The sequence below is a fragment of the Serratia sp. Z4 genome (assembly GCF_009900725.1).
Lineage (GTDB): Bacteria > Pseudomonadota > Gammaproteobacteria > Enterobacterales > Enterobacteriaceae > Serratia > Serratia nematodiphila.
Map to the genome: position 1 here is coordinate 62,341 of NZ_JAAABD010000008.1, position 18,904 is coordinate 81,244.

Below are 18,904 nucleotides of genomic sequence, written 5' to 3' on the forward strand. Positions count from 1 at the left end.
TGATGCTTATCGCTTAGATCAGCTTCAACGCAATCCAATACAGCGCACCGGAAAGCAGAATCGAGATTGGCAGGGTCAGTACCCAGGCCAACAGGATGTTCTTCACGGTTTTGCTCTGCACGCCGCCGCCGTCCACGATCATCGTCCCGGCAACCGCCGAAGAGAGGACGTGGGTGGTGGAGACCGGCATGCCGGTATAGCTCGCCACGCCGATCGACAGCGCCGCGGTCATCTGGGCCGATACGCCCTGGGCGTAGGTCATGCCTTTCTTGCCGATCTTCTCGCCGATGGTGGTGGCCACGCGTTTCCAGCCCACCATGGTGCCGAGCGACAGCGCCAGCGCGACGGCGACGATGATCCACATCGGCGCGTACTCGACGGTCTGCAGCAGATCCTGACGCAGGTTCTTCAGGAAGCGCTGGTCGGCGGATGAGGTTTCCGGCAGCTTGGCGACTTTATCCGCCGTGTCGGTCACGCACATCAGCAGGCGGCGCAGGTGGCTGCGCTGGTCAACCGTCAGCTGATCGTAGCTTTGCAGGTTGGTCAACATGCCCTGAGCCAGCTCGATCGCCGGCATGGCGCGCGAACTGTCACAGTGGAACTCGGCCGGTTTGCCAGACGCAGCTTCGTCATCCGGGCTTGGCACCAGCGGCGTCAGCGACACCGCATGCGACAGCGCGTCGCCGTGCTGCTGGTAATATTGCTGCAGGTGGGTCACGGCGTCACGCGTACGGGTGATGTCATAACCGGTTGCATTCATATTGACCACGAAGCCGGCCGGCGCAACGCCGATCAACACCAGCATGATAAGGCCGATGCCTTTCTGGCCGTCGTTGGCGCCGTGCGAGAAGCTGACGCCAATCGCCGACAGGATCAGCGCGATACGGGTCCAGAACGGCGGCTTGCGTTTGCCGTCGACCTTTTCACGTTCCGCAGGGGTCATGTGGATACGCTGGCGTTTCTTGGTGCCACTCCAATAGCGGCGCAAGGCGAACACCATCACTCCCGCCACCATCATGCCGACCAGCGGCGAGAACAGCAGAGAAAGGAAAATGCCAATCATTTTCGGGACGTTAAGCGCATCCACCACCGAAGTGTGGGTCATCAGGGCGTTGGTTAAACCGACACCGATGATTGCGCCTATCAGCGTATGGGAACTGGAGGCCGGCAGACCGAAATACCAGGTGCCGAGGTTCCAGATGATTGCCGCCAACAGCATGGAGAAGACCATGGCTAATCCGTGTGCTGAACTGACGTTCAACAACAGATCGGTAGGCAGCAAGTGGACGATGGCGTAAGCAACACTCAAACCGCCGAGCATTACGCCAAGAAAGTTGAACAAACCTGCCATCACGACCGCAAGTTGCGAGCGCATGGCGCGGGTATAAATAACTGTAGCGACCGCATTGGCCGTATCATGAAAACCGTTGATGGCTTCATAAAACAACACGAACAACAATGCGAGAATTAACATCAGGCCGGTATGGAAATCCAGGCCAGCGAACAAATGCAGCATAAGCGTTACGCCAGTTTGTGGACATGAACGCCGCGCATTATCAGTGACAACCGGGGCCGGGGAAAAGGAAAATATGACGTTTTTTTGATTTGGACATGACGAAACGATGACGCGCCTATAACAAAAATATTGAATATCAACGCGTTATTCTCCTCTGACCTCTGTAATATTTTCTTACTGTGGCGTTGGCGGCGCCGGGGCTTTACAATCTGCCGCCGTGAATTTGGCGGTGACCGGCGGCGAAACGGCGTAATATGGCGCTCTTTTGTCGCGATTGTGGTTTTGATAAGTGAGGCTCAGGTGGAACAGTTTGATGTCGTAGTGATTGGGGCGGGTGCCGCCGGCATGTTTTGCGCCGCGCAGGCGGGGCAACTCGGTTGCCGCGTGTTGCTGCTCGACAACGGCAAAAAACCGGGCCGCAAGATCCTGATGTCCGGCGGCGGGCGCTGCAACTTTACCAACATGTACGCCGAACCGGCGGCCTATCTGTCGAACAACCCGCACTTCTGCAAGTCGGCGCTGGCGCGCTACACCCAGTGGGACTTCATCGATCTGATCAACCGCTACGGCATCGCCTACCATGAAAAAACGCTGGGGCAGCTGTTCTGCGACGACTCGGCGCAGCAGGTGGTGGATCTGCTGGTCAAAGAGTGCGAGCTGGGTCAGGTGACGATGCGCCTGCGCAGCGAAGTGCTGGGCGTGGAGAAAACCGAGAACGGCTACCAGCTGGCGCTCAATGGCGAAAAAGTAAGTGCTCGCTCACTCGTGGTGGCCAGCGGCGGATTATCCATGCCGGGGTTGGGCGCCTCGCCGTTCGGTTACAAACTGGCGGAGCAGTTCGGCCTCAGGGTGCTGCCGACGCGCGCCGGGCTGGTGCCTTTTACCCTGCATAAGCCGCTGCTGGAGCATGTGCAGGCGCTGTCCGGCGTGTCGGTGCCGGCGGTGATCACCGCCGAGAACGGCGTCAGCTTCCGTGAAAGCATCCTGTTTACCCATCGCGGTCTCTCCGGCCCGGCGGTATTGCAGCTGTCCAGCTACTGGCAACCGGGTGAGTATGTGAGCGTTAACTTACTTCCTGAGCTGGATCTGGCGGGCTTCCTGGATAACCAACGCCAAGAGCACCCGAACCAAAGCCTGAAAAACACTCTGGCGCTGCATTTGCCGAAGCGGCTGGTGGAGTGCTTGCAGACCCTGGGACAACTGCCGGAGGCGACGCTGAAGCAGCTGAATGCGCCGCAACAAGCGGCGCTGGTGGATCTGTTGCAGAACTGGCGCGTGCAGCCGAACGGCACCGAAGGCTACCGCACGGCGGAAGTGACGCTCGGCGGCGTTGACACCAACGAACTTTCTTCCAAGACGATGGAGGCCCACAAGGTGCCGGGGCTCTATTTCATCGGCGAAGTGGTGGACGTGACCGGGTGGCTGGGTGGCTACAACTTCCAGTGGGCCTGGAGTTCGGCCTGGGCCTGCGCCCAGGCGCTGGCGGCGCAGGGGCGTTAAAACCCGCGCAGCCTTGACATGTGCCGGGTCACATTGGCCCGGCCTTGAGCTGATTCATTAATTTCATTTTAGTGTTGCCGTCGAGAAAACTCGCCTCCAGCGCCTGTCGGTTGCTGCGGTTAAAATCGTCATCCTGCCAGCCGAAGGCGTCATGCAACAGCTGGTACTCCTTGTTCAGCGTGGTGTCGGCGACGGTGCGCGCATCGGTATTCACGTTCAGCCGCACTCCCATCCTTTTCAGCCGATCTATCGGATGATCGTCGATGCTGTCGAACAGATTGCAGACGAGATTGCAGCTGGGGCAGATCTCGAGCAGGACGCCGGTGGCTATCAGACGCTCGATAAGGGCAGCATCCTCGATGCTTCTGACGCCGTGGCCGATGCGCGACACCTGTAGCTGCTCCAGCGTTTCCCGTACGCTGTCGGCGCCCTTCGCCTCACCGGCGTGGGCGATGACGTTGCCGCCGGCTGCTCGCACGGCGCGAAAGGCCGCCACATGGTGGGTCAGCGGGTAACGCGCTTCATCGGCGGCCAAATCCAGCGCCACCACGCCGCTTCCCTGATAATCGATAACCAGTTTCGCCGTTTGCAGGCTGGCGGCCGCGTCGAAATGTCGCAGCGTACACAGGATCAGCCCGGCGGCGATGCCGTAAGCCCGTGATGCGTGATGCATGGCCGCCAGCACCGTCTCGACCACCGCTTCGCCGGTTAATCCCAGCCGGGTATGCAGCAGCGGCGCGAAGCGCAGCTCGGCATAGATGACATTATCCGCCGCCAACTGCGCGAATAAGTCCCCGACGGCCAGCGTTATCGCCTGGCGTGTCTGTAATAGATCTATTTGCGGCGCTATCTTGCTTAAAAAGTTCCCCAGATCGGCGCATCGCTTCGGCGCGATAAATTGCCGATTAAATGCCGCTCTGGTTATTTGCGGGTCGACCTTTTTGACATAGTGGTAGCTTAAACAGGTATCCAAATGGACGTGTAATTCCACTTTCTTCAATTTTCTTGGATCGAATTTCATACGGGCCACTTATTTCATTAACGGCTGAGATAACAACGAAAACAGTTTTTCTTTAAACAGGCCGGGTTTGATGCGGGTGATCACGCACGCATTGGCCGGTTCGCCGGTCAGGTGGGTGGAATCGATGACGTAATGGCCGTAAGACCTTTCACTTTTATATTCAACCCAGGAATACGCCTCCAGACTGGTTTCGACGATGTCCGGATAGAGCGCCACCGCCATGGTGGTCGGATCGGGCAAATCAAAGCCTTTACGTTCGGTGCGCATGGCGTTGAACGCCATCAGCGTGCGATTGCAGCGCACGGCAAAGCGCCCCAGTTCGCCGAGATTATTCAATCGCTCTATATCGCGTTCGTTGATAAATGCTTCCCCCATGCCGATCTCCCAGCCAACGAGGGTGAGCGGCAGCCCGGCAGTGAGCACCAGATGCGCGGCCTCGGCATCGGCGTAAAAATTAAATTCGGCCAGCGGGGTGATATTGCCGGGCATCAGCCCGGAACCGCCCATCACATAAACCCTCTTCACTTTTTCGGCCAGCGTGGGCGCTTTCAGCACCGCCATCGCGAGATTGGTCAACGGCCCGAGGGTGACGATTTCCAGCTCGCCATTGAGCCGTGCGGCGCAGTCGATGATGGCGTCCACGGCATGAACGGGTTCGGCGCTCTGGCGCGGATCGGGCAAGGCCATGTCGCCCATGCCGTCTTCGCCGTGAATATGGTGCGAATGATAACGCGTTCGCAAAAGCGGTTTCGCCATGCCGGCATAAACCGGGGGCGCATAGGTTCCCGCTTTTTCCACGCAGATAAGTGCATTTTTGACGCACTGTTCAAGCGGGCAGTTTCCCGCGACGGTGGTGATCGCTTCCACCTTCACGTCGGGTGCGCGCAACGCCATCAGCAGCGCGACGGCATCGTCGGAAGCAGTATCGGTATCTATCAAAATATGTCGCATGGCCATCTCCTCGGGTGGGCTATGCGGAGAAAGTACCCAGACGACCTAAGGCAAAAAAGGTCAGATGTCCTTTTTCGTTCTGAAGCGCGTCGGCTATGCTGAACGCAGTCGAAAGCGAGGATGTAAGACGTTTAAGGATGAGCCCTGGGAGTGAATCGCCTTGAAAACGGTCGGTGACAGCAAGCTAAAAGAAGCTTTTATCGACGCTCACGATCTGCGAACGGCGCTTTCGCCCACGCTGCTCGCCGCACTGCGCCTGGTCAGCGTCGAAGCCGGCGAATACCTGGTGACGCAAAGCGATCGTTTGACCCACCTGTTTTTTCTCGTGCAGGGAAAATTGCAGGTTGAGAATTTTGATGTGAATGGCGCGCACATTGTCTTTTCCTTCGAAACGGATTTCTCGGTGATTGGCGATCTGGAGCTGTTCTCCCAGGCGCAGCGCACGCTGTTCAGCACCGTGCAGGCGGTGACCGACGCGCTGCTCCTCGCGGCACCGATAGAGGCCATCAACAATCACGCCCTGAGCGACCCGGCGTTCCTCACCTTTATCTGCCGGCAATTGAGCAATAAGCTGCTGAATGCCTCTTTGCTGCATGCGAACGGCGTTTTTACGGCGGAGTATAAACTGCGAAAATTTTTATTATTCAAGATAAAGAACGAAGGGGAATTGATTGAGCTGGAAAACCGGGAGGCGCTGGCGGCGAGATTGGGCATCTCCGTCAGACAGCTGAGCCGCGCGCTGGCGCAGCTCGCGGCGGACGGCATCATTCAATTTAAAAACAAATCACTGCGGGTGACGGATCGCCAACGGCTGTCCGACATCAACGGGAGCGCCAGGATCTAGCCGATCGCCGGCCCCTTCAATTCCACGCGATTGCCGTCCGGATCGCTGAAATAAATGGACGGGCCGTCGCCTTCAGCGCCATAGCGCGATTCGGCGGGATCAACGCCGATCCCCTGCGATCGCAGATAGGCCAACAGCTCGTCCTCGTTGAAAGGATCGATGCGCAGGCAGATGTGATCGACATTTTGCCGGTGAGGATCGGGCGCCGTGCCGCCTTTTTTCCCCAACACGCCGTTAATATCCACCAGATCGATCATGGCCGCTCCGGCGCGCAGGTGCATCAGCCCCAAATCCGGCCGCTGTTTGGCGATATCACAGCCGACGATCCGGGTATAAAAATGCAGGCTTTTCTGCATATCGCGCACGCGCAGCACCACATGGTCGATAGTCTTCAGGCTGAAAGGGCGCACGGCCATCTCCTCAAACGGAAGTCTCCTTTACAGCATAAACGGCGCTGGCGGATTTATCCTGCTCCAGAGCTAAAGCAAAAAAATGGCCGATGGTTTTCACCATCGGCCGTAAGCGTGAGGAGTGTTCACGCATTAGCGCGGGAAGTTGCCGCTCAGCGCATCCAGGCCATCCTGGTAGATGCCATGGAACAGGGCGACGGCTTCGTCGTCGCTGATATTGACCGGCGTGAAGCTGCCCGACCATTCCACGCGCGCCACGTTGGCGTCGTCGGTGGCGTGTACCGACAGGGTGGACAGGTAATTCACTACCGGGAACGGCGCCTGCATAATGGAGTAGCTGTAGCTGCGTTGACGGTTGTCGAACGCTTCCAGCCGCTCGATAACGGTGCCGCCGTCAGAGGTCGTCAAAGTGCGCACGCGGCCGCCTTCAGAAACGACGCTTTTCGGAATGAACGGCAGCCAGTCAGGCAGGGCGTCGAAGCCGCCGATCAGTTGCCATACGGTATCGGCGGATGCCGGGATGTTCATAGATACGGATGTAGTAGCCATTTTCTTTCTCTCTTGATATCGGTTTAGGGTACGGAATTACATTGCCAGGGTGTCGACGACGCCGCCGTCGACGCGCAGCGCCGCGCCGGTAGTGGCCGAAGACAGCGGAGACGCAAGGTAAACGGCCAGGTTGGCCACTTCATCGACGTCCGCCGCGCGTTGAATGATGGAGCTTGGGCGTTCGGTTTTTACGAACTCGTCGGCCTGATCGCGCGCGCTGCGCCCGGATTTGGCCGCCGCTTCCGCCAGCATCTCCTGCAGGCCTTCGGTAAAGGTTGGCCCTGGCAGGATGGCGTTGACCGTCACGCCGGTGCCGGCGAGGCGTTTCGCCAGGCCGTGAGATACCGCCAGGTTGGCGCTTTTGGTCACGCCGTAGTTGATCATATCCGCCGGGATGGCGACGCCGGATTCGGACGACACGAAAATAATGCGTCCCCAGCCCTGTTCGGTCATGCTCTGCGCGTAGTGGCGCGCCAGACGCACGCCCGAGAGGACGTTGACGTTATAGAAGTGCATCCACTCGCTGTCGGGCACGGTAAAGAAGTCTTTATCGTTGAAAATACCGAGGTTGTTGACCAGCACGTCGGCTTTAGGCTCCGCGGCGAACAGGGTTGCAGCCCCTTGTTCGGTGCCGAGATCGGCGACCACGCCGCGTACCTGCGCGCCGGGCACGTTGGCGCTGATGTCGGCGATGGCGTTATCGACCCCGGCTTTCTGACGGCCGACGATCACCACGGTGGCGCCCGTTTTGGCAAGCCCGCGCGCGATGCCGAGACCGATGCCGGAGGTGGAGCCGCTGACGACGGCGACTTTGCCTGAAAGATCCAGTTTCATCATGTATATCACTCTGTCATGTGGGTAATGGGGCCGGGGTGCGGCCCCATAAAACTTAACGAATCGGCAGCGGCGCGTTGTCGGCCACCAGTTTCTGACGGCGCATCTCCGCCCAGAACTCAGCCGGGATCACTGCATCCAGCGCAGCCAGATCTTCGGCCATGCGGCCAGGACGGCTCGAACCGGGGATCACGGCGGCGACGGCCGGGTTAGCCAGCGCGAATTGCAGCGCAGCGGCTTTGACGTCTACCTGGAAGCGAGCGGCGATCTCTTTGATTTTCGCGACTTGCTGGCGAATAGCCGGGGACGCTTTCTGATATTCGAAATGTTCGCCGCCGGCCAGCACACCGGAGCTGTATGGGCCGCCGACGACGATATCGACATTCTGTTCCAGCGCTTCCGGCATCAGGCGTTGCAGGGCGCGTTCGTGATCCAGCAGGCTGTAGCGGCCGGCCAGCAGGAAGGCATCCGGTTTCGGCTCATCAAGCGCCAGCGTCAGTTCGCAAGGCTCGACGCGGTTGACCCCGAGGCCCCAGGCTTTGATCACGCCTTCGTCACGCAGGCGGGACAGTGCGCGGAAGGCGCCGGTACGGGCGATATTGAACTGTTCCAGCCAGCTGTCGCCGTAGAAATCCTGAGCGACGTCGTGGATCCAGACGATATCCAGACGGTCGGTTTTAAGACGCTTCAGGCTGTGTTCAATGGAGCGAAGCGTGCCGTCTTCCGAGTAGTCGTTCAGGATCTTGTTTTTCAAACCGTGTTCGAACAGGCCGCCTTTCTCACCCAGATCGCGAGCGGCGGGATCTTCCATTTCGTCCAGCATGATGCGGCCCACTTTGGTGCTCAGCACGAACTCATCGCGTGGATACTGAGAGAGCGCTTCGCCCATGCGAATTTCCGACAGGCCGGAACCGTAAAGTGGTGCGGTGTCGAAGTAGCGGATGCCCAAGTCCCAGGCGCTGGTTACGGTAGCCAGCGCTTCTTCTTCTGGAATGGCGCGGAACATATTGCCGAGCGGCGCGCCGCCCAAACCGATCTTGCCGGGTAAAATATTTTTGATGCTCATGGTGAATCCTCAATTCGTTATCTTTTCAGGGAAACTAGTGGGGCTCATACAGCGTCTGCCCCGTCACGAGGCTAAAGATAACTTGGCAAGTTGTGACTTGATAGGACATAATTTGTCTAAGTTAAGTCCTTTGAGGTCTCACATGATCGATTTACGTCAGTTGAAATACTTTGTGGCGGTGGCGGAAGAAGAGCACGTCGGCCGCGCCGCCGAACGGCTGCACATTTCCCAGTCACCGCTGAGCCGGCAGATTTCCCAGCTTGAGGAGCGCCTCGGATTGATGCTGTTCGAGCGCAATCAGCAGCGCATCCGCCTGACCGCCGACGGCCAGACGTTTCTGGCCGAAACCCGCGCGCTGTTGACGCACGCCACCCGGCTCGAGTCGCTTGGGCGCCGTCTGGGGCGCGGGGAAGACGGCGGGCTGTGCATTGGCTATATCGAAAATGCGATGCACTCCGGCGTCTTGTCGAACGCCTTGCGGTCGCTGCGGGTGTCCCGGCCGGATGTGCACATCGTGCTTTACAGCCAGCCTTCTTCCATGCAGCTGGAAGGGCTGCGGCAGCGCAGCCTGGACGTGGCGCTGGTCAATACGGCGCCGGATCGCGACGATCAGGATTTGGACTATACGCAGGTGTTGGACGATCGCATGTTGCTGGCCCTGCCGCAGACGCATCCGCTGGCGGACAGGGAAACGCTGCAGCCGGCGGATCTCACCGATCAGGCCTGGATCTCGGTGATCCACAAAGAGGATGCCCATTCGCGCGACGACTTCGTGGCGGCCTGCGTGAAGGCCGGGTTCGATCCGGATATTCGGCTGGAAGCGGGCGAGCCGCTGACTGCGTTGGGGCTGGTCGCCGCCGGGTTGGGGATGACGCTGATCCAGCACAGCCTGCGGCATAACGCGCCGCAAGGCGTGGTGCTGCGCGAGCTGCCCTGGATGCAATACACCACGCAGCTGTGGGCCGTGTGGCACAAGGCCAACCTGCGCCCGCTGGTCACCCATTTCCGCGAAGTGATGTCGGCCGGGCCGGCCTGCCACTGACTGCGCGGTGGTGTCCGGCCCGGATGGCGCCCGCTACGGCGCAGCGCGCAGGGCGGCGACGATCGCCGCCAGGTCGGCGCGTTGCTCGTCTGCCAGCGCCGGCTGCGCCTGCGCGGCATTTTCCGCCAGCAGGGTCTGCAGGCCGATCAGCCAGTCATAGATATAAAATGCGGTATTTTTGGTTGGCGTCGGCGCCAGCCGAGTGAGCCGCTGCTGGCCGCTCCAGTCCACCGCCGGCTGCGGCGGCGGGGTAAAGATCGGTTGGCCGGGATTGACGCGGCTCTCGGGGCGCGTTGCCGCATCGCGCCGCTGGAAGCCGAGCCAGGCGACGAAGTCGCCCAACAGCGCCAACGCCTGGCTGATCTGCCGATCTTCCCCCTGTTCCGGCAGGCCGCCGGCGCACAGCGCGCGCTCCAGCTCATCATCGAGCCGCTGGCGGCAGGCGGCGCCGATCAACGCATCAACCAGCAGTTCGAGATGCGGTTTGTCGACGCCGAGCAGATCCAGCAACCGGCGGCTGTCCGGCAGGCTGCGCAGATGGTTGATCCAATCCGCGAATATCCGCGTGGCAAAGGGTGACGTGGGGGGCTCGCCGGGCGCCGGGGTTTCCGGTGCGCCGAACAGATCGATGTCGAGCCCGAACGGAGCAGGCGTCGCCGGGGTCGGCGCGGCGTGCTGCTGTTGCTGGTAAAGTTGGCGCAGCGTATCGCGCTGGGGCAACAATCGTTCCAGCAGTTCGCCGTGGCGGCCGGCCTGCGCCTGCAGCGCGCGCAGCAGCTGTTGGGCGCGTTGCTGGGGCGCGTATGGATCGGCGGCGGTGAGCCAGTTGCCGAGCAGGCTTTCCGTCAGCTCGCGCTGCAACTCTTCGCGCAGCTCGAGCAGGCGCGCTTGCTTGTGGGCCGGGCGCGCCTGTGCGGCCAGGTAGTTCACCATGCGGCGGCAATCCTGCTCATCCAGCGCCAGCAGTGTGGCCCAGCTGTCACCGGGTTCGCCGACCTGGCGCTGAACGGCGTCGTCAGGGCGCGGTTTGCCTTCCTGGCGTGGGTCGAACGGCGTGATCGCCCAGATTAAACCGGGTTTGCGGCGCTGGCGCAGCGCCGGGGTTTCCCCCTGGGTGTGGTCGACCCAACCGGCGAGCGCCTGGCCGATGCGCGCGGCGTCCTGCGGCGTGGCGGCGGCATCGGCTACCAGCAGCAGGTTGGCGTGCAGGCCGTCCGCGCAGCGGGCCAGCAAATGGGCGCGTTTCGCCTGTTGCAGCCGCTGCGTCGGTTCCGCCTGCGGGCGGGCGCAGCTGCCGGGCAGGTCGATCAGCGCCACGTCGGCGGGCAGGCCCGCCTGCGCGGTTTGCGGCAGAACGGTGGTGACTTCGGCGGTCAACCAGACCAGATCGCTCAGCGCGATCTCCCGTTCACCGCCGTGTTCGGCCATCACGACGATTGCCGTGTTTTCCGGTGCGGCGCTCGCGGTCAGCAGCGTCAAGGCGCGGCGCGGGGCATGAACCTGCCGGCTGTCACCGAGGGCATGCAGCGTGTGTGCCAGCTGGCGATAATGCGTCGTCAGCGTCGGTTCCTCTCCCCACAGCGGCGCAAACAGGCGCGCGCGATCGTCGATGCTCAGCTGCGGCGCCAGCGCCACGGCCTGCGGCCAGAAATGCCTGTCCAGCGTCTGTTGTCCCTTGTCGCCGTGGCGGCGTTGGCTATCCCACAGCGCCAGCACATCGCCGTCGCTGAGGGCGTCGGGGGCGATGGCTTGGCGGTGGCGCGCCAACGTTTGCAGATGGCCGGCGATCGCGCGGGCGTCCCAGTCCAGCCGGAAGCCGCCCATCGCGGCGGCATCGAGCGTGATGGCCAGCCACTGCGCTTCATTGAGCAGGGCGAGGGCGATCGGATACTCGGCGGGCCCCGCCTCGGCCGCCGTGCAGTAGCGCACCGCGAGCGAAAGGTCCGCGTTGAAGCGCTTTGCGCCAGGCGCCAGCGCCGCCAGCAAATGGGCCTTGGCGGCGGCGTTGTGGCCATACAAACCGATGGCGACCTGCGCAGGGCATGTGTTTTCCAACCGTGCGGCGCGGTTATGGCAACGGCGCAGACGCTGTATCAGGCGATCGGCCTCCCGCTCCAGGCGAGGGGATTGGCGGCGCGCGGCGTCCACCCAGTCGATCGCCTGCAATATGCCGGCGCTGAGCGCGTTATTCGGGGCCGCTGGGGCGAAGGTTTGTGTGTTCATCGTGGGTAAATGCTCCCGCTGTCTATCCAGTAGTGGGTCGCACCGGAGGCGCTGGCAGCCAGGGTATTGAGTTTCAGTTGCAGGTGGTGCGCCGGGACGGGGCTGCCGTCGGCCAGCAGCGCCTGCGCGATCTTGACGCTCTCGGCGCCCTGCTCGGCGCTGGCGGTGATGGCCAGCCGCAGGCTGATCACCGCATCGCCGGCCAGTTTGCGCGCCAGCTGGGCATCATTGATGGTCAGCGTATAGAGTGGCGAGGCCGGCCAGCGTTCGTTGTCCAATTGGCGGAACCCCAGACGCAGCGGGCCGCGCAGCTGGAAGCTGCCGGCGGGATCGAGCGCGAAATCGGCGCGATCCAGATCGATGTCGCGGTAATAGACGTTATCGTCCGCCAGCATGTTGTTACCGTCCAGCATGCCCAGATAACGAATGGTGGAGTAGGGCTGGAAATCCCCGACGTTGAAGTAAAAGCTCTCCAGCCGCAGGTCGATCGCCAGCAGGCACAGCATGGCGCCCACCGCGGCGGTGGATTTTGGGTTGTCGATGCGGCCGCGTTTGTTGAACGGGTACCAGCTGCGGGTGTGATACCCCTCGAGCGGCAGAATACGGCTGGCGGGCAGCGGCTGCAGATGGCGCAGCAGCGCCTGCACGCCGGGAAAACGCGCCGGGCGGCCGGTCAACAGCAGTACGTCGCAGGTATACAGCGCCACCACCTCGGCCAGCAGGCGCAGGCAGCGGCCGATGCCGATGCGATCGGACAAGAAGGCGGCGTGCAGATCGGCCAGGCGGATCACCAGCGGGGTGTGCAGGATATCGAAGGCGTTGCTGTCGGCTTCGCGCTGCACTTCGCCGTTGATAAACGCCAGCACCTGCGGCGTCGGCGGCTGCGGCAGCAGATCGCCCAGGCTGGCGGCGATTTCCGCCCGGTTGTCCAGCGGGTCGTATTCTTCATAGGCGCCGAGCAGCGCGCGTCCGGCGGGCATGAAGATCTGCAGCGCGGCCTGCTGACGCAGGGTGGAAAGCCCGTCCATGCGCCCTTCGTTGCCGAACAGCCTGTCCATCAGCGCCGGGGCGGCGCTCACGCCGGCGGTTTCGAATGCCTGCTGCACGGCGGGCAGGACAAACTGCTGGATGATGTCCAGCAGGATATCGTCGCCGGCGACTTTAAAGCCCTCGCGGAACAGCAGGCGCGGGTTGATTTTGATGTTGTTGCCCACGCCGTCGTCGAGCGAATAGTGCGTGATCGCCAGATCCGTGGTGCCCCCGCCGATGTCGATGGAGGCGATGCGCAGCGTTTTTCCCGCCTGCTCACCCGGCGCCAACGGCCGGTCGGGTCGAGCCATGGCGGCGAAAAAGGCGTCGGTGCGGCCGGCGAAGTTCACCTGGGTTTCGTTGTACAGATAGACCATCTGACCGCAGGTGGCCTCGTCCCACTCCATCTGCACCTGCGGCGCCGGGAAGCGGGCGTGCGCGCCGTCGAACGGCGCATCCTGCGGGTGCCAGCCGAGGGCCTTCCACACCAGCCCGATCGCCTCCTGCATGCGGCGGCGGAAAATCTCGCGCTCCGGTTTCGGCATCGCCGAAGGCAGCGTCAGGATGATGGCGCGCAAACGGCGCGGCGCGGCGGCGTTCGGCATGCGGCTGCGCTGGGCGATGCTGTTGATCTGCATCAGCGCCTGCGCCAGCAGCTCGCTCAGCATCAGCGTCATCACTGCGCTGCGGCTGTAATGGGCGGCGAACACCGGCAGCCGTTGCGCCGTCGGCAGGGCGGACAGCGGCACGCCTTCGTCGTTGATCAGGGTGGTCAACGGCGCGGCGGCGGCCATCGGCTCGTGCCGCTCGTTGAAGCGCCAGCCGGGCGCATAGCGCTCCTCGTCCCACAGGTAGCGGCGCGGGCTGGAAATGCCGGTGGTGCCTTCATGGCCCGTTCGCCGCTGCGCCAGCTGCGCGGCTTCGCGGCCGACGCGGGTGATGGACGGCCACTGGAAGGCGTCGTCGCGCCCGCTCTGGAACGACAGATGCGGCTTGCCGAAGCTGGCCTGAGAAAACTCCACCCGGCTCTCGAACAGCTCGTTGTAGACGCGGTGCGGTTCAGACAGCGAACGCAGCTGCAGCTCGTAGGTTTGCTTCAGGCCGTTGCTCTCTTCCGGGTGGTCTTCGACCAGCACGCCGCAGGTGTGCGAGTTGCCGACGTCCAGCACCAGATCGACGTCGATCGCCGGTTGCTGCAGCGTTGCCGCCACCATCTTTATCTGCGGCACCGCCAACTGGTGGCCGAGCATGTGCAGCAGGTTGAGGTAGTGCGCCTGATACTCGAAGGTTTTCAGCCCGGCGTTGATCTCCGCCTCGGCGCGCTGTTCCTGCTCGGCGGCGCGCTGGCTGAACGCCTCGCGCAGCCAGCCGTCCACCCAGGTCAGATCGAGAAATTCGCCCAGCTCGTGGTTGCGGTGCGCCAGCGCGAAGCTCAGATCGGCGCCGAGATCGCTTTCGCCCGGCGCCAGCGCCTCCTGGCCGGGCGCGGCGGCGCGAGTGTCGAAGGCCAGCACCACGCGCAGCAGGTTGCCGTCCTGATCCGGTTCATCCAGCTGCACCACCTGCAGGCGCGCCCAGTTGTCCGGGCCCGACAAAAACAGGCCCGCCGGGGTGTGGCGCAAGAAGGGCAGCGGCAGCCAGAGCTTATCCAGCAGGCGCAGCGACTGCTGCAGCGGGTAGCTGAACTCCGGCCGCACCACTTCGGCGGCCTGGTCGCCCACGGCCGGCAACTGGTATTTGCCGCTCTCGGCCTCCCATTGCAGGCGCAGCAGCGGGCCGCTGGCGGTCTTGCGCACGAATTTGCCGGGAAACTCGGCGTCCAGCCGCGGGGTCAGGGCAAAGTCCAGAAACTGAATGCCGCTGTCCTGGATCAGCGTAATGCCGTGTTTGTAGTCCGTAAGGGGTGCCAGCATCATTTACTCTCGCGCTTGAACGTCATGGGATAGGTGGTGTCCGCATCGTAGCGGCCGGTGCACTCTGCCGCGCCGGTTTCGCCCTGGCGGCAGACGATCTCCGGGATCTGGTAGCGGCTGCCGTCGCTGCAGCGCGCCTTGGTGCGGCTGTTGATCACCAGATTGCCGGACTGCATCAGCCCGGCTTCGACCGCCACCCGGCAGCTGACGCCGTCGCCGTAGGCGATGACGGCGCTGCCCTTGCCACCGTTCAGACGGTATTGCAGACCGGGGCGCTTGCCGGTAATCGGGTCTTTCAGCGCCACCGTGGCGCGCCATTTGCCGTTAAGGAAACGGGTGGAACCGGCCTTCACCGCCTCGGGCGGCAGCACCAGCGCATTTTTGTCCAGCGGTTGCGGGATGGCCGGCGCCGGGGGCGGTGGCATCAGCGTCGCGTGCGCCAGCGGCAAGCGCAGCTTGGGCAACGGCGCGGCGGTTTTTTTCGGCGGCGCTGGATGCCGTACCTCAGCCGGTATCGCCGGTTGCGGCGGCGGTGAGCGGTGCAGCCAGGCGGCCAGCGCCGCACTGCCAAGCAACAGTACGGGCAACAGCCAGAGAGCGTGGCGCCGGCGAGCGGTAGGGGATTCGATAGGCGCTGCCGGGGCGGGCGCCGGTTCGGGCTCGGCGGCCGGGGCCGGTTTTACCGGTTCGACAACGACCGGTTTACGCGGAGCGGCGGCGATCGGCGCCGGTTTTTCCACTTCGACTTTCATCTCTGCTTCGATCGGGCGCAGGCAGGCCAACGGATCGTTCGGGCTCTGCGCCTGCGGCTTGATAAAGCCCCAGAAGGTCAGCACCGGTCGATCGTCCACCAGGTAAACGTGGTTGGGGTCGGGTATGTGCATCGCTTTGGCCAGCAGCGCGCCGAACAGGCGATGGCTGGGGTGATCGGTCGCCAGGGCCTGTTCCGTCAGGCTGCGGAAGGTCGTCAGGCAGTGTTCCAGGTGCCGTACCGCCTGCGCGCGCTGGGCATCGCTCGCCGCCAGCCAGGAGGTGACTTTGCCGGGGAAGGGCGCATACCAGTCGATGCGGGTGCCGCTTTCGTTCGGCTGGGGGATCGCCAGACAGTCGGCGGCCTGCTGCTGCCGGCGAAGGCGCAGGGTTTCCCGCAGCTGCTGCGCGCAGGCGTAGACCGGTTGCCCGTTCTCGCCTAAAGCCAGCACATCATCCAAACTGCCACTGCGTAAGAAGGGTTTCACCACGGCGCCGCACCTTGTCCTGTTCTGCAAAAACGCATAAAAGTCCATGATACCCTGCAGGTAGGGCCGCCAAACGGCCAAGGACAGCCCGAAAAACGCCCTTCTTTGGCGTTAGCGGCGCGCTTTGCTAACCGGCACAGTAAAAATTTCACTATCTGGACCTGTCTGTGAACCGCTTTATCTGAAAAATAGAACGCAGCCCCGGCAAGCGACGCCGGGCAACGATGTTCTCTTTTACTATGACCTCGCCTCGCGGGTTGCCGATTTCGGTATGCCTCAGGCGTGCGGAGCATTCGCATGATGGACAGTCAGTCTGAAAAAACGCTTGTTGTTACCCCTGCTCATCCCGCCGTCGGGCATTCGGCTCAGGGCTGGATGAACGGTTTCCTCGGCATGATGATCTTCAGCGGCTCGTTGCCCGCCACCCGGGTGGCGGTGCTGGAGCTCGATCCGCTGTTTCTGACGGCGATCAGGGCGGCGATCGCCGCTTTGCTGGCCCTGTGCGCGCTGCGGATCACTCGCCAGGCGCGGCCGACGCGGGCCGATTTGCCGCCGCTGCTGTTTGTGGCGCTTGGCGTGGTCATCGGTTTTCCGCTGCTGACGGCGTTGGCGCTGCAGCACACCACGTCGGCGCATTCGCTGGTGTATATCGGCCTGCTGCCGCTGGCGACCGCCGGTTTTGGCGTTTTGCGCGGCGGAGAGCGGCCCAAGCCCGCTTTTTGGGCTTTTTCAGGCGTCGGCGCCGTGCTGGTGGGCGCTTTCGCGTTGAGCCAGGGGAGCGGCGGCGCCTGGCAAGGGGATGCGCTGATGGTCGGGGCGGTGTTGCTGTGCGGCCTGGGTTATGCCGAAGGGGCGGTGCTGTCGCGCCGGATCGGCGGCTGGCAGGCGATCTCCTGGGCGCTGGTGGTCGCCTTGCCGTTGACGCTGGCGGCCACCTGGCTGGCGGCACCGGCCGCCTGGCCCGTGGTCAGCGGCGCTGCCTGGCTGTCGCTGGTTTACGTCTCGGTGTTCAGCATGTGGATTGGGTTTATTTTCTGGTATCGCGGCCTGGCGCAGGGCGGCATCGCCGCCGTCGGGCAGTTGCAGCTGCTGCAGCCGTTCTTCGGCCTGGCGCTGGCGGGCTGGCTGCTGCAGGAAACCGTCCAGCCGATGATGATCGCCGTGATGGCCGGCGTGGTGGTTTGCGTGTTCGGCGCCAAACGTTTTTCCCGCTAGGCGCCGCTGCCGGCGCAGGCCAGGATCACCTGTCCGAGCCGTTCCACCGCCTGTTGCACCTGGCGGTCGGCGTAACCGCCCAACCCCAGCACCAGGCCCGGCTCACCGTGGTCGGGCGCATACATCGGCGACACCGCCCGCAGCGCCAACCCGGCTTCGTTGGCCTGCAGGGCGACCCGCACGTCGTCGAGATCTTTTCTCAACCACAGCACCATGTGCATGCCCTGATCGCAGGGCTGCACCACCGCCAGCTCGGCCGGGATGTACGCGTTGATCGCCTCGATCAGCACCCGACGCTTCTCGGCGTAGACGCCGCGCATTTTGCGGATATGCCGGTCAAGATACCCTTCGGCGATAAAGGCGGCCAGCACGTATTGATCCGCGCTGGGTGGATGGCGATCCATCAGGATCCTGGCGCCGCAAAAGGCGTCGACCAGCGGCGGCGGCACGATGGCGTAACCCAGCCGCAGCGAAGGGAACAACACCTTGCTGAAGGTGCCGAGATAGAGCGTCCGCTCGGGCGCCAGCCCCTGCAGCGAAGGGAACGGGTGGCCGGCGTAGCGCATCTCGCTGTCGTAATCGTCTTCCACGATCCAGGCTTGCCGCTCTCTGGCCCAGGCCAGCAGGGCGCTTCTTTTCGCCATGCTCATCGGCATGCCCAGCGGATACTGATGCGACGGCGTGACAAAGGCGGCGCGGGCATTGGCGGCCAGGCGCACGCCGGCGGCGACGTCGATGCCGTCGTCGGCGACGGGCACCCTAATCATGCGCCGATCGCGGAACAGGCTATCGAAAATGGCGGTAATGCCGGCGTAGGCAGGATCTTCGACCCAGGCGCTGTCGCCGGCGTCCAACAGGATCTGCGCGGCCAGATACAGCCCCTGTTGGGTGCCGGAGGTAATGAGGATTTGCTGCGGCGTACAGTTTACCGAGCGGGAACGGCGCACATAGTCGCAGATGGCTTCGCGCAGCGGCAGTGCGCCCAGCGGATCGCCGTAGCCCGACGGCGCGCCGGGGCCGCGGGCGCGGATGCGGTTGCCGAGCCGCCGCCAGATATCGTCGGGCGCGGTATCGCCGATTGGCACTGACACAGTGAACGGTACCGGCGGCAGCGCCCGCGCCTGCGTGGCAAAGCGCGCCAGATGCTGAGCCTGTGAAGAAAGCGGAACCGCTACCGCCGAACTCGCCTGCGCCGTGGCGTGCGGCGTGCGGCGCGGCGCCTGATAGTGGGCGACCCGGGTGCCGGAGCCGGGCTGCGGTTCGAGAAAGCCTTCCGCCGTCAGCTGAGCAAAGGCTTCCAACACCGTGCCGCGCGCCAGATCCAGCGCCGCCGACAGCCGGCGCGTCGAGGGCAGCAGATCGCCCGCTTTCAGATCGCCGCGGTGGATGGCCTGACGCAGAGCCTGCGCCAGCTGGTGGCTAAGCTGACCCGCCTGGCGATCGAGCTCGCCGAGGGCGGGAACGTCAACGACTTTGGCTGTTCTGGGCATGGATTCCGGCTCGCTTTGCAGTGCGAAAATGAGTATTCAGAGTAAACCACTCTTTCGGCACTC

At 63.2% G+C, this 18,904-nt stretch carries 15 protein-coding genes; 4 read left to right on the forward strand and 11 right to left on the reverse strand.

The window, feature by feature from the left end; translation table 11 throughout:
- Window positions 1–13: 13 nt before the first annotated feature.
- The gene (gene pitA / locus GT753_RS21545) at window positions 14–1,516 is read right to left on the reverse strand and encodes an inorganic phosphate transporter PitA (protein ID WP_015379362.1); all 1,503 of its coding nucleotides are present in this window, start codon (window positions 1,514–1,516) and stop codon (window positions 14–16) included.
- 300 nt (window positions 1,517–1,816) lie between these two features.
- On the opposite strand from pitA, the gene GT753_RS21550 reads away from it, so the two are divergent.
- Window positions 1,817–3,016: an NAD(P)/FAD-dependent oxidoreductase gene (locus GT753_RS21550; RefSeq protein WP_004930974.1), complete on the forward strand. Its 1,200-nt coding sequence runs from the start codon at window positions 1,817–1,819 to the stop codon at window positions 3,014–3,016.
- Between the two features lie 28 nt (window positions 3,017–3,044).
- Here the strand turns inward: GT753_RS21550 and add are convergent, their stop codons facing one another.
- Together add and GT753_RS21560 are read right to left on the reverse strand one after the other, a co-directional pair.
- Window positions 3,045–4,037: an adenosine deaminase gene (gene add / locus GT753_RS21555; protein WP_075685651.1), complete on the reverse strand. Its 993-nt coding sequence runs from the start codon at window positions 4,035–4,037 to the stop codon at window positions 3,045–3,047.
- A gap of 9 nt (window positions 4,038–4,046) precedes the next feature.
- On the reverse strand, window positions 4,047–4,988 hold the full coding sequence (locus tag GT753_RS21560) for a nucleoside hydrolase (RefSeq protein ID WP_015379360.1): 942 nt from the start codon (window positions 4,986–4,988) through the stop codon (window positions 4,047–4,049).
- A 160-nt stretch (window positions 4,989–5,148) separates the two neighbouring features.
- Between GT753_RS21560 and GT753_RS21565 the strand changes: the two genes are divergently transcribed.
- Window positions 5,149–5,832 (forward strand): Crp/Fnr family transcriptional regulator, encoded by a 684-nt coding sequence (locus tag GT753_RS21565; RefSeq protein WP_021505201.1) that lies wholly within the window; start codon window positions 5,149–5,151, stop codon window positions 5,830–5,832.
- Here GT753_RS21565 and GT753_RS21570 read toward each other — a convergent pair.
- The 4 genes from GT753_RS21570 to GT753_RS21585 form a co-directional block, all read right to left on the reverse strand.
- Window positions 5,829–6,248 (reverse strand): VOC family protein, encoded by a 420-nt coding sequence (locus tag GT753_RS21570; RefSeq protein WP_004930960.1) that lies wholly within the window; start codon window positions 6,246–6,248, stop codon window positions 5,829–5,831. The genes GT753_RS21565 and GT753_RS21570 overlap by 4 nt on opposite strands.
- 126 nt (window positions 6,249–6,374) lie before the next feature.
- Window positions 6,375–6,791, reverse strand: coding sequence for an SRPBCC family protein (locus GT753_RS21575; RefSeq protein WP_031300306.1), 417 nt, complete (start codon window positions 6,789–6,791; stop codon window positions 6,375–6,377).
- A gap of 36 nt (window positions 6,792–6,827) precedes the next feature.
- Window positions 6,828–7,625 (reverse strand): SDR family NAD(P)-dependent oxidoreductase, encoded by a 798-nt coding sequence (locus GT753_RS21580; protein ID WP_004930955.1) that lies wholly within the window; start codon window positions 7,623–7,625, stop codon window positions 6,828–6,830.
- 55 nt (window positions 7,626–7,680) lie between these two features.
- Window positions 7,681–8,691 (reverse strand): aldo/keto reductase, encoded by a 1,011-nt coding sequence (locus GT753_RS21585; RefSeq protein WP_015379355.1) that lies wholly within the window; start codon window positions 8,689–8,691, stop codon window positions 7,681–7,683.
- A gap of 142 nt (window positions 8,692–8,833) precedes the next feature.
- Here GT753_RS21585 and GT753_RS21590 point away from each other — a divergent pair, with 142 nt between their 5' ends.
- Window positions 8,834–9,733, forward strand: coding sequence for a LysR substrate-binding domain-containing protein (locus tag GT753_RS21590; RefSeq protein WP_015379354.1), 900 nt, complete (start codon window positions 8,834–8,836; stop codon window positions 9,731–9,733).
- A 33-nt stretch (window positions 9,734–9,766) separates the two neighbouring features.
- Here the strand turns inward: GT753_RS21590 and GT753_RS21595 are convergent, their stop codons facing one another.
- From GT753_RS21595 to GT753_RS21605, 3 genes are read right to left on the reverse strand one after another with little or no spacing between them, the layout of a single operon-like run.
- Window positions 9,767–11,956, reverse strand: coding sequence for a virulence factor SrfC family protein (locus tag GT753_RS21595; RefSeq protein ID WP_160125939.1), 2,190 nt, complete (start codon window positions 11,954–11,956; stop codon window positions 9,767–9,769).
- Window positions 11,953–14,898, reverse strand: coding sequence for a virulence factor SrfB (locus GT753_RS21600; RefSeq protein ID WP_174242170.1), 2,946 nt, complete (start codon window positions 14,896–14,898; stop codon window positions 11,953–11,955). The genes GT753_RS21595 and GT753_RS21600 overlap by 4 nt, the downstream gene beginning before the upstream one ends.
- Window positions 14,898–16,139, reverse strand: coding sequence for an SrfA family protein (locus GT753_RS21605; protein ID WP_031300280.1), 1,242 nt, complete (start codon window positions 16,137–16,139; stop codon window positions 14,898–14,900). The genes GT753_RS21600 and GT753_RS21605 overlap by 1 nt, the downstream gene beginning before the upstream one ends.
- A gap of 297 nt (window positions 16,140–16,436) precedes the next feature.
- Here GT753_RS21605 and GT753_RS21610 point away from each other — a divergent pair, with 297 nt between their 5' ends.
- On the forward strand, window positions 16,437–17,351 hold the full coding sequence (locus GT753_RS21610) for a DMT family transporter (RefSeq protein ID WP_031300281.1): 915 nt from the start codon (window positions 16,437–16,439) through the stop codon (window positions 17,349–17,351).
- On the opposite strand, the gene GT753_RS21615 is transcribed toward GT753_RS21610, so the two are convergent.
- Window positions 17,348–18,841, reverse strand: coding sequence for a PLP-dependent aminotransferase family protein (locus GT753_RS21615; RefSeq protein WP_044030048.1), 1,494 nt, complete (start codon window positions 18,839–18,841; stop codon window positions 17,348–17,350). The two genes, GT753_RS21610 and GT753_RS21615, sit on opposite strands and share 4 nt — an antisense overlap.
- Window positions 18,842–18,904: the final 63 nt, after the last annotated feature.